This window comes from Paracoccus sp. (in: a-proteobacteria) (assembly GCF_047973135.1).
In the GTDB taxonomy this organism is placed as follows: domain Bacteria; phylum Pseudomonadota; class Alphaproteobacteria; order Rhodobacterales; family Rhodobacteraceae; genus Paracoccus.
Genome location: NZ_JBKEBL010000020.1, coordinates 1 through 17107, shown reverse-complemented (window position 1 = coordinate 17107; position 17107 = coordinate 1). Strand labels below are relative to the sequence as shown.

The following is a 17107-nucleotide window of genomic DNA, read 5'->3' as shown; positions in this document are numbered from 1 at the left end:
GATTAAAAAGCCGTTAAGTGCCCAAAATAAAGTTCAGGCGCGGCGACTGCGCATCGCGTCGGTAAAGCGGCGGAACAGGTAAAGGCTGTCCTGCGGGCCGGGCGATGCTTCGGGGTGGTGCTGTACCGAAAAGACCGGCTTGTCCTTGACGCGAATGCCGCAATTGCTGCCGTCAAACAGGCTGACATGGGTTTCGATCACGCCGCCGGGCAGGCTTTGGCTGTCCACAGCGAACCCGTGGTTCATCGAGGTGATCTCGACCTTGCCGGTCTCAATGTCGCGGACGGGGTGGTTGGCACCGTGATGGCCGTGGCTCATCTTGACGGTCCGGGCACCAAGGGCCAGCGCCAGCATCTGATGGCCAAGGCAAATGCCAAAAATCGGCATGTCGCGCCGCAGAAGTTCCTGGATCATCGGCACGGCATAGTCACCCGTCGCCGCCGGATCGCCGGGGCCGTTCGACAGGAATACGCCCTCGGGCTGATGGGCCAGCACTTCAGCGGCGGTGGCCGTGGCGGGCAGGACCGTCACATCCGCCCCATGCGCCACCAGCGAGCGCAGGATATTGCGCTTGGCCCCATAATCCAGCGCGACGACCCTGAAGGGCCGCGCCTCGGGATTTCCGCCAAAACCCTCGGCCCATTCCCATGCGCCCTGATCCCAGTGATAGCTTTGGGTGCAACTGACCTCTTTCGCCAGATCCAGCCCGACCAGCCCCGGCCAGTCGCGCGCGCCCGCAACCATCGCCTCGATGTCGAATTTCCCGTCGGGATCATGCGCCAGCATCACATGCGGCGCGCCCTGCTGACGGATTGCGCGGGTCAGCCGCCGCGTGTCCACGCCGCCGATGCCGATTCTGCCGCGCCGTTCCATCCAGTCGGACAGATCACCCGCCGCGCGCCAGTTCGAGGGCTGCGTCGGATCCCAGCGGACGACGATGCCGCTGGCAACCGGATCGCGAGCCTCGTCATCTTCTTCGGTGACGCCGGTATTGCCGATATGCGGAAATGTGAAGGTGACGATCTGGCTGGCATATGAGGGATCGGTCATGATCTCCTGATAGCCGGTCATCGCGGTGTTGAAGACCAGTTCAGCCACGACTTGTCCGGCGGCACCGAAGCCATGGCCGTAAAAGACCGTCCCGTCGGCAAGCACAAGGCAGGCGGTGGGTTTCTTCGCCATCGTGGCACCTCTGTCATGAAATCAGGCGGTGAATAGGGGTGGCGGGCCACAAGGTCAAGGCATCGGCGGGCAAGACGACTTGATTTCGCGCCCGCGCGGGCATACATCGCGGGATTTCCGGCGTCCGGCCAATATCCGGCGCAAGAGGGGAGAATAACCATGGAAATGCGAGCCAGACTGCAAGCCGACACCAAAGAGGCGATGAAGGCCAGAGACAGCGACCGGCTGTCCACGCTGCGCCTGATCGGCGCAGCCATCAAGGACCGCGAAATTGCCGCGCGTGGCAGTGATGGCGAAGGCGCGGAACTGACCCCCGACGATCTGATCGCGATCCTGTCGAAAATGGTCAAGCAGCGCCAGGAATCCGCCCGTGCCTATGAAGAGGGTGGCCGGCTGGAGCTTGCCCAGAAGGAAGAGGACGAAATCAAGGTCATTCAGGGCTATCTGCCCCGCCAGCTTGACGAGGCCGAGGCCGTGGCAGCGGTGGACAAGGCGATTGCCGATCTGGGGGCAGCCTCGGTCCGCGACATTGGCCGGGTGATGGGCGAATTGCGCAAGCGCCATGCCGGGCAGATGGATTTCGGCGCGGTTGGCGTGCTGGTCAAGCAGCGCCTGCTGGGCTGACCGCCCTGTCCTGAACCTGCCAGGTCCGCGTGCCTTGGGGACATCCTGCCCCTGCCTGATTTTGCCATCAATGTTGCTTCAGCAACATTAACATGTTAAGCTAACATGTCTGCGCGAAATCAGGCAAACCATAACCGGGGAGGAGTCCATGGAAATTGCAAGACGCGCCACTGGTCTGGCATTGATGTCCGCATCGCTGCTGTGCGGCGGACAGGCTGTCGCGGAAATCAAGGTCGGGGCGATCCTGTCGCTGACAGGGCCTGCCGCATCCTTGGGGATACCGGAAAAGAACGCCATCGACCTGCTGCCCGTCACCATCGGCGACGAGGCAGTGACCTATATCGTTCTCGACGATGGAAGCGAACCGACGGCGGCTGTCCGGGCGGCCAGAAAGCTGATGGACGAAGAGGGCGTCGATATCATCTTTGGCCCCTCGGTCACGCCGACCTCGCTGGCTGTGATCGAGGCCATAGGGCCGGGCAGGACGCCGATGATCTCGCTGGCGGGTTCGACGGTCATTTCCTCACCTGTAGAGGGCAACAAGACCTGGGTGTTCAAGCCTACGCCGGAAACCTCGACCATGGCGGCGCATGTCTATGCGCAGATGGAAAGGGATGGCGACAAGACGGTCGGGTTCATCGGCTTCAACGACGCATTCGGCGATGCCTTCATCGGCGATTTCACCAAGGCGGCGGAACCCGCAGGTATTGCCGTGGTCGCGGATGAACGCTTCAACGCCAAGGATACCAGCGTCACGGCGCAGGTTCTGGGCGTGATCGCGGCCAATCCCGATGCGGTGATCATCGGCGCTTCGGGTACGCCGGGCGTGACGCCGGTGCTGGAATTGCGCAGTCAGGGCTATCCGGGGCAAATCTATATCAATCAGGGCATGGCCAATCCCGATGTTCTGCGGGTCGGCAAGGATGCGCTGAACGGTGTCATGCTGGCCGTGCCCCCCGCCCTGGTGGCCGAGCAATTGCCCGACGACCACCCGGCGAAACCGCCCAGCATGGCCTATGTCACCGCATATGAGGGCAAATATGGCGAGGGGTCGCGCTCGTTGTTTGGTGGCACACTTTGGGATGCCTATCTGATCTTCGAGGCGGCGGTTCCCGTCGCGCTTGAGGCCGGTCAGCCGGGATCGGTCGAATTTCGCACCGGTCTGCGCGACGCGATGGAACAGACCTCTGGCCTTGCCGGTACCGAGGGCGTGTTCAACATGAGCCCCGACAATCACAACGGCACCGATCTCAGTTCCGAAACGCTGGTCCGGATCCAGGATGGCCAATGGGTGTATATCCCCGATTGACGCCAACCGGTGCCGAAGGGGCCTGATCCCCTTCGGCATGCCCGTTCCGATCCGACGAAGGGCAGGGTCCGATGAATCTGACAATTTCCGTGCTGCTGACTCAGGACGCGCTGATCAACGGGGCGATCTATGCTCTTTTGGCGCTTGCTCTGGTCATCGTGTTTTCCGTCACCCGTATCATCCTGTTGCCGCAGGGCGAGATGGTGTCGCTGGCCGCGCTGAGCCTTGCCGCGTTTGAAACCGGTACGGTTCCCGCGACCGTATGGCTGCTTTGCGCGGGCGGGGCGATTGCCGCGCTGATGGAGCTGGCCGCATTTCTGCGCCGCCGCGACCGGCGGGCGCTGCGGGCGGCGGGGCTGTATGTCCTTTATCCGGCGGCGATTGCCCTGCTGGCGTGGTTCGCGGCACCGGCCAGCCCTTCCGCGCCAGTCCGGATCGCGCTGACCGTTCTGGTCGTCGCGCCGCTGGCACCGCTGATGTATCGCGTGGTGTTCAGGCCGATCGCCCATGCCTCGGTGCTGGTGCTGCTGGTGGTGGCGATGGCGCTGCATTTCCTGTTGCTGGGCTTCGGACTGATGGCCTTTGGTGCCGAGGGCGTGCGCACCGCCGCCATCTTTCCCGGCATGATCCGCATGGGGGGCGTGATGCTGCGCGAACAGGCAATTTTTATCGTGCTGATCACCGTGATCCTGATGGTGGCGCTGGCCCTGTTCTTTGGGCGGACACTGACCGGCAAGGCACTGCGCGCCACCGCGCTGAACCGCAATGGTGCGCGGCTGGTCGGGATCCGGACCGAACAGGCAGGCAGCATCGCCTTTGTTCTGGCGGGCTGTATCGGGGTCATATCGGGTATCCTGATTTCACCCATGACCACGATCTATTACGACACCGGCTTCCTGATCGGGCTAAAGGGCTTTATCGCGGCGATCTTTGGCGGGCTGGTATCCTATCCCGCAGCGGCGGTGGGGGCGGTTCTGATCGGGCTGATCGAATCCTATTCCGCCTTCTGGGCCAGCGCCTTCAAGGACGCCATCGTTTTTGCGCTGATCATTCCCGTGCTTTTGTGGCGCAACCTGAACGCCTCGCATCATGAGGAGGAAGAGGAATGACTGCGCGCATCCTGACGCTGCTGCTGATCGCGGCGTCGGCGGGGTTGTCCTTGCTGGCGACGCCCTATCAACTGACGCTGGCGAATTTTGTCGGGCTGGCCAGCATCGTCGTACTGGGGCTGGTGCTGTTGACCGGGATTGGCGGGCTGACATCCTTCGGGCAGGCGGCATTTGTCGGGATCGGGGCCTATACGACTGCCTGGCTGACCACCTCGGCGGGGCTGTCGCCCTGGCTGACCGTGCTGGCGTCGCTGGCGGTGACGGCGGCAGTGGCCTGGTTGATCGGTGCGCTGACCCTGCGCCTGTCGGGCCATTACCTACCGCTGTCAACCATCGCCTGGAGCCTGAGCCTGTTCTTTCTGGTCGGGAATTTCGCGTTTCTCGGAGGGCATGACGGCATATCGGACGTTCCGGGCCTCAGCCTGTTCAGCCGGCCCCTGCGCGGCCTTGGCCAGACCTGGCTGATCTGGACCTGCGTTGCCCTGTCTTTCCTGTCGGTTCGGAACCTGCTGGCCAGCCGCAATGGCCGCGCCATCCGCACGCTGCGCGGCAGGGTCGTCATGCTGAAGGCCTTTGGCGTCGATACTGCGGGGCTGAAAACCCTGATCTTCGTGCATGCGGCGATGCTGGCGGCGTTGTCGGGCTGGCTTTACGCCCATCTGATCCAGTTCGTCAGCGCCACTCCCTTTGGCCTGAATGCCGGGATCGAATATCTGTTCATGGCTGTGATCGGCGGCGCAGCAAGCCTGTGGGGTGCGATCCTTGGATCTGGCATCTTCATCTTTGTGCGCGACGGGTTGCAGGACGTCATCCCCGGACTGGTCGGCGTCACCGGAGCGGCCGAGAATATCGTTTTCGGCATCATGATGGTGCTGATCCTGCAATTCGCCAGCAAGGGGCTGACGCCGCATCTGGCGCGGTTCCTTCCCGCGCGGTCTGGTTTGGCCATTCCGGCTGCTGCGGCCGACTTGCCCCGGCGCGGGAAACCGCAGCCCGGCACCACGGTTCTTGAGGTCAGCGGTCTGGTCAAGCAGTTTGGAGGACTGACGGCGGTGGATGACATATCGTTCACGCTTGAGGCAGGCCGGATCCTTGGTGTGATCGGACCGAACGGCGCCGGGAAATCGACGCTGTTCAACCTGTTGACCGGCGTTCTGGAACCCAGCGGTGGCAGCATCCTGCTGCATGGCGAGGCGGTGGCGGGGGCGTCGCAGGCCGAATTTGCGCGGCGGGGTGCGGCACGGACCTTTCAGCATGTGCTGCTGAACAATGATATGTCGGTTCTTGAGAACGTTGCCGTCGGGGCGCATCGGCGCGGCCATCGCGGCGCGCTCAGCGCGATGCTGCGGCTTGAGCGCAGCGAAGAGGCATCGATCCTGGCCGAGGCGCAGCGGCAGGTCCGGCGGGTCGGGCTTGGGGAATATCTGCATCTTCCCGCCGGTAGTCTGGCCCTGGGACAGCAGCGCATCCTTGAAATCGCCCGTGCGCTGGCCGCAGACCCCGCCATCCTGTTCCTTGACGAACCGGCGGCGGGCCTGCGCTATCATGAAAAGCAGCGGCTGGCGGAATTGCTGGATCAGTTGCGGCAAGAGGGGACGACGATCCTGATCGTCGAACATGACATGGAATTTGTGATGAATCTGGTGGACCGGCTGGTCGTGGTCGATTTCGGCCAGAAGATCGCCGAGGGCCTGCCCGCCGAGATCCAGCGCAACAAGCGCGTTCAGGAAGCCTATCTCGGGGTCGGGGAATGAGCCCGCTTCTTGAGGTGAGCGGGCTTTCGACCGGCTATGGCCGGGCCGAGGTCATCCGCGATCTGGATCTGCGGGTCGAGGCGGGGTCCATCGTGACCGTGATCGGGCCGAACGGCGCGGGTAAGACCACACTGCTGAACAGCCTGATGGGCCTGTTGCCAGCAAGGGGTGGGCTGCGTTTCGACGGTCAGGACATCGGCACGCTGGCCATCGAGGACCGTCTGGGCCTTGGCCTCGGTCTGATCGCCGAATCGCGCGAGCTTTTCGCCCGGATGAGCGTGGCAGACAATCTGTTGCTGGGCGGCTTTTCCCGCCGCCATATCCGTGACGGCAGTCGCGAGGCCGATCTTGAGGCCGCCTATGCGCAGTTTCCACGGCTGGGCGAACGCCGCGACCAGATGGCGGGTACGCTGTCCGGCGGCGAAAGACAGATGCTGGCCATCGCGCGCGGGCTGATGGCACGGCCAAGGCTGCTGATGCTGGACGAGCCGAGTCTGGGGCTGGCCCCGCGCATCGTCATGGAGGTGCTGACAAGGATCAGTTCGCTGCGCGAGACCGGGGTGTCCTTTCTGATCGTCGAACAGAACGCCCGCGCGGCGTTGAAAATCGCCGATTACGGTTATGTGCTGGAAGATGGCGCCGTCCGCAAGCATGGCCCTGCACAGCAGCTTGCCGATGACCCCGACATCCTGAATGCCTATCTGGGTCACGCCCGCTGATGACCCTGCAAGGCCCGGATCATTCCAGCGGCCGTCAGGGCTGACCCGTGGCAACGTCAACGGTGGCATTCAGCCAGTTGTGACGGCAGTGACAGTCGCAACACAGGGCCTGCGGACCACCGCCGACCCGGCGGCGCGATGCGCCTTGATTCCGGGCCGGGTCTGATGTTCAGCCTTTGCCAGAACGGCAGCAATATCTGCGCTTCCGGCCTTCAGGAACTGTCATTCGGCGAGGCATCTGGTGTCTGATCCCAAACAGACCTGCCCGTTGCGGCTGAACGCGGCCGGGCAGGTTCGCAGGTGACGACATGTTCCGGCATCGACAATTCGGTGATCATGACGTTACTCTTTCACCAGTCAACATATGCGCCCCCTTCGCTGGTTTCACGCGGCCTGCGGTCGCGAGACCATCTGCCGGTGCAACAGGATCACCCCGATGGCCAGAACGAAGGCTCCGCCGGAAATCGCCGTTGCCTTGAACAGCAACAGGATCGCCAGCGCCATACGGACCGCCAGTTCCCATGCCGCCAGCTTTCTGCGGTCGAACCCGGCAAGCACGCTGGAAATCAGGTACAGCGCGGCAACGATGCGCAGGATCAGCCAGGCCAGCGCGCCGGGATGCAGGTTGCCATCATATCCCGGCAGATAGCTGACCTGCCCCGGCCCCGAGGACGGGTCCACGATGGCAGGCGTGATCAGCAGCAGCTCGGGGTAGATGGCAAAGACGAAGGGGATCAGAAAGATCACGATGCCCGATTTCACCGCCGAAAAACCCGTGGCCATCGGCTCGGACCGCGCGATGGAGGCGGCGGCGAAGGCGGCAATGGCGACGGGCGGCGTGATCGCCGAGGCGACCGCGAAATAGAAGATGAACATGTTCGCGGTGAACAGCGACACCCCCAGCCCGGACAGGACCGGCCCCATCAGCAGCGCCACGTTGATATAGGCGGGCACGGCGGGCATGCCCATGCCCAGAACCACCGCCAGACCCATCGTCGCCGTCAGCGCGACAAGCTGCATGACGATAGACCCCTCTTGCCCCAGCCCCAGCGAATTCAGCCAATTCAGTACATCGACCGAGATATAGAAGGGCAGACCCGTCAGCTTGAGGCAGAAGTCGATGATCGAGACGGCAAGGAACATCAGGTACAGCGTGGACATGGTGACGCCCGCCTCGCTGAGGCAATCGACGATCCGCCGGGGCCGGGCGCGGACCTGCGGGTCCAGAAACAGCAGGACCAGCAGCAGCGCCACCGCCCACCAGCCCGCGCTGCCGACATCGCCCGCCGCGTTCCGGAACGCTTGTTGCAGCCATGACAGGCTTTGGGCGCGGCAAAGCCCGTCAGCCGAAAACACCCGTTCCGCACCAAAGACGCCGCCCAGCCAGCCGCAGCCGACGCCCTCTTTCTTGCTGAGCAGCAGGATCAGGATCAGCAGGATCGGGCCAAAGATCATCAGCAGGTTCAGCTTGTCTTGCCGGTCGATATGCATTTCCGGGGTCAGTTCGCCGATGGCGGTGATCTTTTGTTTGCGGGCCTGAAACACCACCGACAGGAACAGGCAGAAGAAATAGGCGATGGCGGGTAGGATGGCGGCGATGATCACCTGACTGTAGGGCGTGACCGTCATCGCAGCCAGCACGAAGGCCGCGACCCCCATGACCGGCGGCATGATCGACCCGCCCGACGAGGCGGCGGCCTCGATCCCGCCGGCAAAGACCTTTGAAAAGCCACGTTTGATCATCATCGGGATGGTCAGCACGCCGGTGGACAGGACATTGGTGATCGGCCCGCCCGAAATCGTGCCGAACATCGCCGATGAGACGATAGCGGCATGGGCCGGGCCTCCGTTCAACTTGCGCGTCCAGCGGAAGGCCAGCTTGATCAGCGACTGGCCCCCGGCCGAGGCGCCGAACAGCGAACCCAGCACCAGATAGGGAAAGATGTCGTTCAGGATGATGTCCAGAAACTGCCCGAACAGCCCGCTGGAGGTGCTGATCAGCGCGTCCAGCAGCCGGGGATAGCCATCCGCCAGCAGGCGCGGCTCACCCCCCAGTTTGGTGACAAGATACTTGCTCATGTCATCGGCGCCGAAAAAATACCACAGCAGCACCGTGATCCCGGTATAGGCCGAGATGATGATCGCCACCATCACCAGCGGCAGGCCCCAGACCTTGATGTTATAGGCCAGAAACACCGCGACCGCCGCCGCCATGATCGCGATCAGCCAACCCCCGACCGAGGCCACGCAATCGGGATTGTCCACGCTTGTAGGCTCGGGCAGGCCGAACAGGGCGGCGTTCTCGCGTTCGATCTGCAACGCCTGCTCGATCAGCGCGGCGCGGGTGCCGCTGATGTGGTCCACCAGGCAGACGGCGGGGTTTTCGTTCATATAGGTGGCAACGACGATCAGCGTGATCGCGACAAGCGCCACGTCCATGAACAGGCCGAACCTGGCCCAACCTGGCGACCTGTCGCGCCATGCCACCCACATCGAGTTGGTCAGCACGACGATCAGCATCATCAGCGTGAACATCAGCGGAAAGAAATACTGATAGGAAAAACGGCGGATTTTCAGGCTTTGATCGCCCGCAATGGCCTTGGCCAGCGCGTCCAGGCCGGGAATGCCGGGCATCGCGTTCACCATGCCTATCAGCACCAGCGCCAGCGCCATCCAATAGGCGACGCGCTGCGCCAGCCGCCCCGCATCATTGATCTCTGTTGTCGAGGTCATGTCATGACTGCCTTCAAATCCGCCGCGCCTGTCAGGCGGGCAGTGGGAAAACCACGGCCGGATCCCAAGACAGACCCGGCCTCTCGAATGACGTCAGGGTTTGGCGCAGTCCGGCAATGCCAGCCCGGCCTCTTCATGAGCGCGCACCGCGCCAGGGTGATATTTCAACGGGTTGTGACCGCACATGCCGGTCACGTCGGCCTCGGTTGCGCCAAGGGCCACCCATTTCATCAGGGGCAACTTGTTTTCAAAGCGGTCCAGATTGTCGAGATAGGCCTTGGTCAGGCGATAGGCCAGTTCCTCGTCCATATCGGTGCGTACCACGGTGCCGCCGGTAATGGCCGGAAGGCGGAAGGTGTCATCCTCGGACTGCACGGTGATGCCGTCAGGAAAATTCAGCTCGGCCACCGGGGCCTCGAACACGCCATTGCCGGGGCTGGTCAGAAAGGCCTTCATCGGCGGGCTTTCATAGACGGCCTTTGGAATGGAAAAGACGGTCATGTTCCCCGAGGCCGAGGCCTGAACCATCCGCGAATCGGGCACATAGATCGGCAGAACCGCCGCATCGACCGAGCCGTCGCGGATCACCTTGACCATCTGGCCCCAGTCGGTCTGGACGCCGGTATAGCCGGGGCCGTCCTTCAGGCTGGTCACGATCTGGATCAGGCCGCGCGCCGTGGTCAGCGCCGCGCCCTGCGGCGGGCCGTTCAGGACGTTCTTGCCTTGCAGATCGTCCCAGCCATGCACGGTCGAGCTGTCAAAGGAAAACAGGCCCGTCCCGCCAAAGCGATAGGTGAACAGGACGGCGGCGTTCTGAACCAGTTCCGCGCCCTTGTCCGGTCCAAGCGCGGCATAAGGCCCCGCGCCGCGTGACATCAGGAAGGGGGCCATAAAGGGCGTGGCCACCAGATCGGTGCGGCCCTCGACCAGATTGAGCAGGCTGTTGGTCAGCACCTGACCCTCAAGCATCTGAAACTGCGCAAGGCCCTGTTCCGAGGCCAGTTCGCCCAGAGTCGCGATCGCCGCATGGTTCGAGGAACCGGGCGACGTGATCTCGGCTGTGATGTTCGATTGTGCGAATACCGGGCCTGTCATCAGGCCAAGGGCCAGCGCGGCGGCAAGTTTCGACAAATGTGACATTTCATTTCCTCCCCAAAATGCCAACTTATGATGATATTTATCTAGACAGTGTGCTTGCTTATCACTTCTTTCCACGGACGCGCCTTCCGGTCGCGATAACGTCTGGTCAGTTCGGCGGGCGCGTCATCCTCGGTCATGACGCCCAGCATCAGGCCTTTTGTGCTTTTCTCGCTGCGCATTTCGCGGATTCTGGCCTTTCCGACCGTGGTGCGCTGCGCAGGTCGCAACGCCCAGTGTTCCAGCCGGTTCCGCATCCGAGTGACGATGTCGTCATGGGCAGGGCTTTCGCCCAGATCGTTCAGCTCGTTCGGATCCTGCGCCAGATCGAACAGCATCGGTCGGAACCCGCCCTCGAAATGGATGAACTTCCATCTCTGATCGCGCAGCATGAAGATCCGCGCGTCCTGTTCATTCAGCCCAAGCTCGCCTGCCAGTGGACGCATCGAGTAATCGTATTCGCTGAATGCCATGTCGCGCGGCAGGCTGGCGTTCCGGTCGCGCAGCAATGGCAGCAGCGAATGCCCCTCCAGAATGTGATCGCTGTCGGCGGGCGTGCCGCCGGCGACCTCAAGGAAGGTCGGCAAAAGGTCGATCGACTCGACCAGGGCATCGCAGACCGTTCCCCGCGTCGCATTCGCCTGTTCTGAGGGGTCATGGACGATCAGGGGGATCCTGACGGACGTGTCATGGAAAAAGGCCTTTTCGCCCATCCAGTGATCACCCAGATAATCGCCGTGATCGCTGGTGATCACGATCATCGTGTCCTGCATCCGGCCGGTTTCCTCTAGCCAGTCCAGCAGAACGCCCATCTGATCGTCGCATTGCCGGATCAGCCCCATATAGGCGCGCAACACCTTGTCGCGAACATCGTCGCGCGAAAAGGCGCGGCTGACCGGCAGTTGCATCATCCCGGCAAAGACGGGATGGGTTGACATGCGCTCGGCCTCGCTTCGGACGGGGGCAACGAAGTCGGTGGACCCGTACATGTCGTGATAGGGGGCGGGCACGACATAGGGCCAGTGCGGCTTGATATAGGACAGGTGACAGCACCAGGGCTTGTCGCCCTGCGCGGCGATGAATTCCATCCCCCGCCGGGTCAGATAGGGGGTTTCACTGTCCTCTTCGGCGATATTCGCGGGTTTGTCGCTGTTTTGAAGGAACCAGCCGGACAGCACATTCCCCGCGCCATCATTCGCGGAATTGGCGAAATCGTGCCAGGGATTGTCGCCGTCATAGCCCTTGCCCCGCAGAAATTCGTTATAGGTCGCCGCTCCGCGTTCATCATACAGACCCGCAGGGCCTTCGGGACGGACACCGTCATCGCGTTCAAAGACATCGAAGCCACATTCCGAGGCGCGCGCCCCGATGATGCTGTCAGGTTCCAGCCCAAGCCGCGCCATCCCCTCGGCATCGGCGGCCATGTGGGTCTTGCCGACCAGCCAGCAATCCATCCCCTGATCACGCAGAAAATCGCCCATCGTGCGTTCGCCGATCTTCAGCGGCACGCCGTTCCAGCTTGCCCCGTGGCTGTGGACATAGCGCCCGGTATAGGTGGACATGCGGGACGGCCCGCAAAGCGGCGACTGGATATAGGCGTTGTCGAACCGCACCCCGCGCGCGGCAAGGCGGTCGATATTAGGGGTGTGCAAATGCGGATGCCCATAGCAGCCAAGGTAATCCCGGCGAAGCTGGTCGAACATGATGAAAAGGATGTTTCTGGGCCGTCCCAATGCAGTCTCCGCGTATCAAGGCTTGCTGCAAGGCTAGGGAACTGCCGCGCATTTTGGAAATAATTTCTTATGGAAGGCCATAGCGAAACGGGTATGTTAATCCTGACTTGCGGCGGCCTCGCGCAGATATTGTGCCAGGATCGCGGCCTCGCCCGACAATTTGTGTCCGCGCAGGAAAGACAGCCCGACCGCGCCGATGACATCGCCGCCGCGCATGTCCAGACGCGATACCGTTCCCTGCGCCAGCCATTCGCGGGCCGAGCCAAGGGGCAGATAGGCCACCGCGTCCATACCGCTGAGATACCGCTTGATGAAGCCGACACTGATGGTTTCGATCCGGTTGGCAAATGTCCCGTGCCCGAGGCGGAACAGATAGCGGTCCAGCTCGTTCCGGATCGAGGTGCCGATGGGCGGCAGGATCACCGTATGGCGGTCCAGATCATGCGGGCTGATATCGACTTGCCCTTCCAGCGGATGCCCGGCGCGGACGATCATCACAGTTGGTTCGGAATACAGGTATTCAAAGATGAAATCCGGCTGATCCTCGATCAGAAGCTGGCGGCTGGTGATGAAATCAAGCTCGTTGCTGCGCATCATCCGGCACAAATCGACCGCAGACCCCTGTTGCAGATGTACCGTCACCGCCGGGCTGCGCTGTTTGAAACGCGCGACGGCGCGCGGGATGATGGTGCGGGCGACATTTGGCAGCATGCCGATCTTGACCGTCTCGGCGTGCCGCCGCCCCGCTGCGATCTGAAGGCCATATTCGATCTGTGCGAAACCGGCCTGAAGATGCTGGTGCAGCGCATCGCCCGCATCGGTCAGCAGCAGCCCGTTCGAGGTCCGTTCGAACAGGGTCTGGCCCAGTTCTTCCTCGATTTCCTTCAGGGTTCGGGACAGGGCCGGCTGCACCGTGCCAAGGGCCTGAGCGGCCCGTGTCAGGCTTTTGTGGTCGCACAACGCCAGAAAAACGCGGAAATGGCGCATTCTGACGCGTGAAAATCCCTGCATGATCCTGTTCCCCCGCCGCCCGTCCGCTTGCGCCCCTGCGCGCGCGGGCCGCCATCAAACTGCGGATGCGCCCAGATTTTTGTCAAGATGCCGCATGACTCGCAGGAATGTCTCAAGATCGCCGGGGGGGACGCCCTCCAGCATCTCGGCCTCGCATCCAAGCGCGATCGCAAGGATTTCGTCATGGGTTTGCAACCCCTTCCCGGACAATCGCCACTTGCGTTTGCGCGGATCGGTGGGTGAGGCGTCAAAGGTGACATAGCCGCCATCCAGCAGCGTCTTCAGTGACCGGCTTGCCGCCGCCTTGTCCATCGTGACCACCGCGCAGACACGATGCGCGGTAATGTCGGGTTCGATGTTCAGCATCGACATGACGCGCCATTCGGTGATGCCAAGGCCGAAACGTTCGCGATAGATGCTGGAGGTCCGGCGCTGCCATGCGTTCGAGACGACATTGATCAGAAACGGGGCATAGTTGCGGATGTCGATGACCGTATGTCCGCCCCTGTCCTTGACCGGAGAGGACAGCCGTTGCCGCCCGCCGCTGGTCTGATCTGTCGCCGTCATGATCCTCTCCGAAGCTTTCGTGCGGTCGGTTCTTAGCCCCTCATCCGGTCAATGTCACGGTTGCGTGGCACAGGGGACTGTCGCCCCCCGCGCCCGCGCCCGCGCCCATCAGAACTGTTCTTCGGGCATGTGAACGACCAGACCGTCCAGATCGGGCGTCAGCCGGATCTGGCAGGACAACCGGCTGGAGGCCCTGACCTCGGACGCCGCGCCTTCCAGCATGTCATCCTCGCCGTCCTTGCGGCTGCCTGTCTTGTCCGACCAGCCGTCATCGACATAGCAATGACAGGTCGCACACATCATCGAACCGCCGCATTCGCCGACGATGCCCCCGACATCGTTGGCGACGGCGGTTTGCATGACGCTGCTGCCCTCGCTGGCCTCGACGGTGGTTTCCGTCCCGTCGGCGCCGATATATGTCACCTTCACCATTCCGGCCTCCTTAGCTGGCGATCAATCTGAGCGGAAGTTTGTCAAGCGCGTGGATGGCGTTGTTCGGTCGCCAGACGGCGTCGCCTGCCGGTTCGATCCGCGCGACCTTTTCGGCCATGACGGTCAGCAGGGCCTCCATCTCGCCACGGGCGATATTCTGGCCGACGCAGCCATGGATCCCCGCGCCAAAGGCCATATGCCCGGCGGGGCGGCGGTCGATGCGGAAACTTTCGGGGTCGCCCCATTTCGCCGGATCCATATTGGCCGCGCCAAGAACGCAGATGACCTTGGTGCCTTCTTCCACCGGAAAGCCCGCGATTTCGGTGTCGCGGCCCGCCGTGCGCCCGAATGTATGCACGGGCGAGGTATAGCGCAGCACCTCTTCGATGGCGGGGCGGGCCAGCGACGGATCGGCGCGCAGTCTGTCCCATTCGCCGGGATTCTGCGAAAAGGCCCATAGCGCGTTGCCGATGCCCGTCACGGTGGTATCCACCCCAGCCGACAGGAAGGAACGGACCAGCATTGCGGCCTCGTCCTGCCCGATCTCGCCCGCATCGGCGGCGGCATAGACCATCGCGCCAAGGCCGTCATCGGTCAGCCGGTCGCGGGCGCAGGCCCCCATGATCCAGGGCGAGATCTGCGCGTTGCGCGTCAGCGCCCAACGGCGCATCGCATTATCCGGCCCCATGGCGTTAAAAACGCAGGCCCCGTAATCCACCAGATTGCGCTGATCCACGTCCTTCATGCCCAGTGCGGGCGGAAAGACCGCCACGGGGAAAGCCTCGGCCAGATCGGTGACGGCCTCGAAACTGTCCCGCGCCAGCAACTGATCCACCATTCGCGCCGCCGTTTCGCGGAACATGTCGGTCAGCGTCCTGACCACCTTGGGCGACAGCGCCCGCGCCATGACCTTGCGGGTGCGGGTATGGGCGGGCGGATCGACCTCAAGGATGATCGAGGGCGGGCGCCACGGCTCTCCGATCTTGAAATCGTTCAGACCGACCCCGCGCGAGGACACGAAATTCTCGTGATCGCTGAAAACCTTATGCGTCGTTTCGTATTGCCCCAGAGCCAGAATGGAAAAGCGCGGGATATGGACGACCGGGCCTTTCGCGACCAGTTCGCGGTAATATGGCACCGGGTCACGCAACAAATCCTCGTCATAGGGATCAATGTCCCAGACGGGCATGCCATCGGGCGGGGTTATGACCTTGTGGCCTTCGATAAGCTCCATGTCCTTCCTCCTCAGGTTTCGATGCCCACACCGACATGGCGGTGCAGCAAATCCGGGTTGCCTTGCAGTTCCCCGGAGGGTCCGTCAAAAACGATCCGGCCATTCGCGATCAGCACCGCCCGCGTCGCGAAACGCAGCGCGGCCTCGGCATGCTGTTCGACAAGGATCACGCTGCGCCTGCCGTCGGCGGCCAGATCCTCGAAAACGCGCATCAACTGTTCGCAGATGACCGGGGCCAGCCCCTCTAGCGGTTCATCCAGCAGGATCACATCGGGCCGGGTCATCAGCGTGCGGGCGATGGCCAGCATCTGCTGTTCGCCGCCCGACAATTGTGTACCACCATTGCGCCGGCGTTCCTTCAGGCGCGGGAACAGGGCATAGGCTTCGTCCAGACTGGCATCGCCGCGCATTGCCGCGATCAGGTTTTCCTCGACCGTCAGCGAGGGAAAGATGTCGCGGGTTTGCGGCACCAGCCCCAGTCCGGCGGCATTGCGGCGAAAGGGGGGCATGGTTGCGATCGGCTGCCCCTTTAGCCACAGCGAGCCGCCATGCAGCCGGGTCAGCCCCATGACGGTGCCCAGCAGCGTCGTCTTGCCCGCACCATTGCGCCCGATCACCGCCAGCCTTTCGCCGGGGGCAAGCGTCAGGTCGATGCCGCGCAGTACATGGGTCGGACCATAGCCTGCCGTGACATCCTTGAGTTCCAGAACCGGATCAGCCATGACCGCCCCCCAGATAAAGTTCACGCACCTGAGGATTTGCGGCGATGTCCTGCGGTGTGCCCTCGGTCAGGATACGTCCGGCCACCAGCACCACGATTGATCTGGCAACGCGGAACACCAGATCCATGTCATGTTCAATCACCAGCACCGCCAGATCCTGCGGCAGCCGTTCGATGGCATCGCTGATCAGATGCGTCTCGCCAGAGGGGACGCCCGCCGCAGGCTCGTCCAGGATCAGTACGCGCGGTTTCAACGCCAGCGTCAGCGCCATCTCGACCAGCCGCTGCTGACCATAGGCCAGCCCGGCGACCGGCTGATCGGCAAGCGCGGTCAGTTCGAACTGGTCCAGCAGGGCCTTAACCTCGGTCTCGACCCGCGCGTCGCCCGCCGCGCGGCGGAACATGCGATAGCCGCGCCCTTCGCGTTCCAGCACAGGCAGGCGCAGGTTCTCGCGCACGGTCAGCGAGGGGAACAGCGTGGTGATCTGAAAGGTCTTGGCGATGCCCAGTTTTACCCGGCCCGCCTCGTCCAGCGCGGCGATGTCCCTGCCGTCAAAGCGGATCGTGCCGCCGCTTGGCCGCAGAATGCCCGTCACCAGATTGGCAAAGGTCGATTTGCCCGCGCCATTCGGCCCGATCAAAGCCTTGCGCGCGCCCGGAGGCAGGTCGAAGTCGATATGTTCCGACACGGTCAGCCCACCAAAATGCTTGGACAGGCCGCGAACCTCAAGACCTTTCATGACGGCCTCCCATGATGCGGGTCAATGCGGCCGGGGCCGAGATCAGCCCCTTTGGCAGAAAGAACACCACTGCAAGGACCAGCGCGCCGATGACGAACAGCC

Annotated in this window: 15 protein-coding genes; 5 read left to right on the top strand and 10 right to left on the bottom strand. The window is 63.0% G+C overall.

The window, feature by feature from the left end; all coding sequences use genetic code 11:
- Positions 1-33: 33 nt before the first annotated feature.
- On the bottom strand, positions 34-1182 hold the full coding sequence (carA, locus tag ACK5L9_RS01410; protein WP_416909660.1) for a glutamine-hydrolyzing carbamoyl-phosphate synthase small subunit: 1149 nt from the start codon (positions 1180-1182) through the stop codon (positions 34-36).
- Positions 1183-1341: 159 nt separating this feature from the next.
- On the opposite strand from carA, the gene ACK5L9_RS01405 reads away from it, so the two are divergent.
- The 5 genes from ACK5L9_RS01405 (at position 1342) to ACK5L9_RS01385 (ending at position 6697) form a co-directional block, all read left to right on the top strand.
- Positions 1342-1806, top strand: a complete 465-nt coding sequence (locus ACK5L9_RS01405; protein ID WP_416909659.1) for a GatB/YqeY domain-containing protein — start codon at positions 1342-1344, stop codon at positions 1804-1806.
- A 148-nt stretch (positions 1807-1954) separates the two neighbouring features.
- Positions 1955-3115 (top strand): ABC transporter substrate-binding protein, encoded by a 1161-nt coding sequence (locus ACK5L9_RS01400; RefSeq protein ID WP_416909658.1) that lies wholly within the window; start codon positions 1955-1957, stop codon positions 3113-3115.
- Between the two features lie 71 nt (positions 3116-3186).
- On the top strand, positions 3187-4224 hold the full coding sequence (locus tag ACK5L9_RS01395; RefSeq protein WP_416909657.1) for a branched-chain amino acid ABC transporter permease: 1038 nt from the start codon (positions 3187-3189) through the stop codon (positions 4222-4224).
- Positions 4221-5978: an ABC transporter permease subunit gene (locus ACK5L9_RS01390; RefSeq protein WP_416909656.1), complete on the top strand. Its 1758-nt coding sequence runs from the start codon at positions 4221-4223 to the stop codon at positions 5976-5978. The genes ACK5L9_RS01395 and ACK5L9_RS01390 overlap by 4 nt, the downstream gene beginning before the upstream one ends.
- A complete protein-coding gene (locus tag ACK5L9_RS01385) occupies positions 5975-6697 on the top strand; it encodes an ABC transporter ATP-binding protein (protein WP_416909655.1) in 723 nt (240 codons plus the stop codon). Before ACK5L9_RS01390 ends, ACK5L9_RS01385 begins: the two co-directional genes overlap by 4 nt.
- A gap of 384 nt (positions 6698-7081) precedes the next feature.
- Here ACK5L9_RS01385 and ACK5L9_RS01380 read toward each other — a convergent pair whose 3' ends face one another.
- The 9 genes from ACK5L9_RS01380 to ACK5L9_RS01340 all read right to left on the bottom strand — a co-directional run bounded on the left by ACK5L9_RS01380 (position 7082) and on the right by ACK5L9_RS01340 (position 17005).
- Positions 7082-9430 carry a TRAP transporter large permease subunit gene (locus tag ACK5L9_RS01380; RefSeq protein ID WP_416909654.1) on the bottom strand — a complete coding sequence of 783 codons (2349 nt, stop codon included), beginning with the start codon at positions 9428-9430 and terminating at the stop codon, positions 7082-7084.
- Positions 9431-9523: 93 nt separating this feature from the next.
- Positions 9524-10570, bottom strand: coding sequence for a TAXI family TRAP transporter solute-binding subunit (locus ACK5L9_RS01375; RefSeq protein ID WP_416909653.1), 1047 nt, complete (start codon positions 10568-10570; stop codon positions 9524-9526).
- Positions 10571-10611: 41 nt separating this feature from the next.
- Positions 10612-12300, bottom strand: coding sequence for a sulfatase-like hydrolase/transferase (locus ACK5L9_RS01370; protein ID WP_416909652.1), 1689 nt, complete (start codon positions 12298-12300; stop codon positions 10612-10614).
- A gap of 96 nt (positions 12301-12396) precedes the next feature.
- Entirely contained in the window at positions 12397-13311 is a 915-nt protein-coding gene (locus ACK5L9_RS01365) for a LysR family transcriptional regulator (protein WP_416909651.1), read from the bottom strand.
- 54 nt (positions 13312-13365) lie between these two features.
- Complete coding sequence (locus tag ACK5L9_RS01360) at positions 13366-13878, bottom strand: MarR family winged helix-turn-helix transcriptional regulator (RefSeq protein WP_416909650.1); 513 nt, start codon at positions 13876-13878, stop codon at positions 13366-13368.
- Between the two features lie 108 nt (positions 13879-13986).
- Positions 13987-14310 carry a 2Fe-2S iron-sulfur cluster-binding protein gene (locus ACK5L9_RS01355; RefSeq protein WP_416909649.1) on the bottom strand — a complete coding sequence of 108 codons (324 nt, stop codon included), beginning with the start codon at positions 14308-14310 and terminating at the stop codon, positions 13987-13989.
- Between the two features lie 10 nt (positions 14311-14320).
- Positions 14321-15544, bottom strand: a complete 1224-nt coding sequence (locus ACK5L9_RS01350) for a cytochrome P450 (RefSeq protein WP_416909648.1) — start codon at positions 15542-15544, stop codon at positions 14321-14323.
- Between the two features lie 11 nt (positions 15545-15555).
- Positions 15556-16266: an ABC transporter ATP-binding protein gene (locus ACK5L9_RS01345; RefSeq protein ID WP_416909647.1), complete on the bottom strand. Its 711-nt coding sequence runs from the start codon at positions 16264-16266 to the stop codon at positions 15556-15558.
- Positions 16259-17005, bottom strand: a complete 747-nt coding sequence (locus tag ACK5L9_RS01340) for an ABC transporter ATP-binding protein (RefSeq protein ID WP_416909646.1) — start codon at positions 17003-17005, stop codon at positions 16259-16261. Before ACK5L9_RS01340 ends, ACK5L9_RS01345 begins: the two co-directional genes overlap by 8 nt.
- Positions 17006-17107 lie beyond the last annotated feature (102 nt).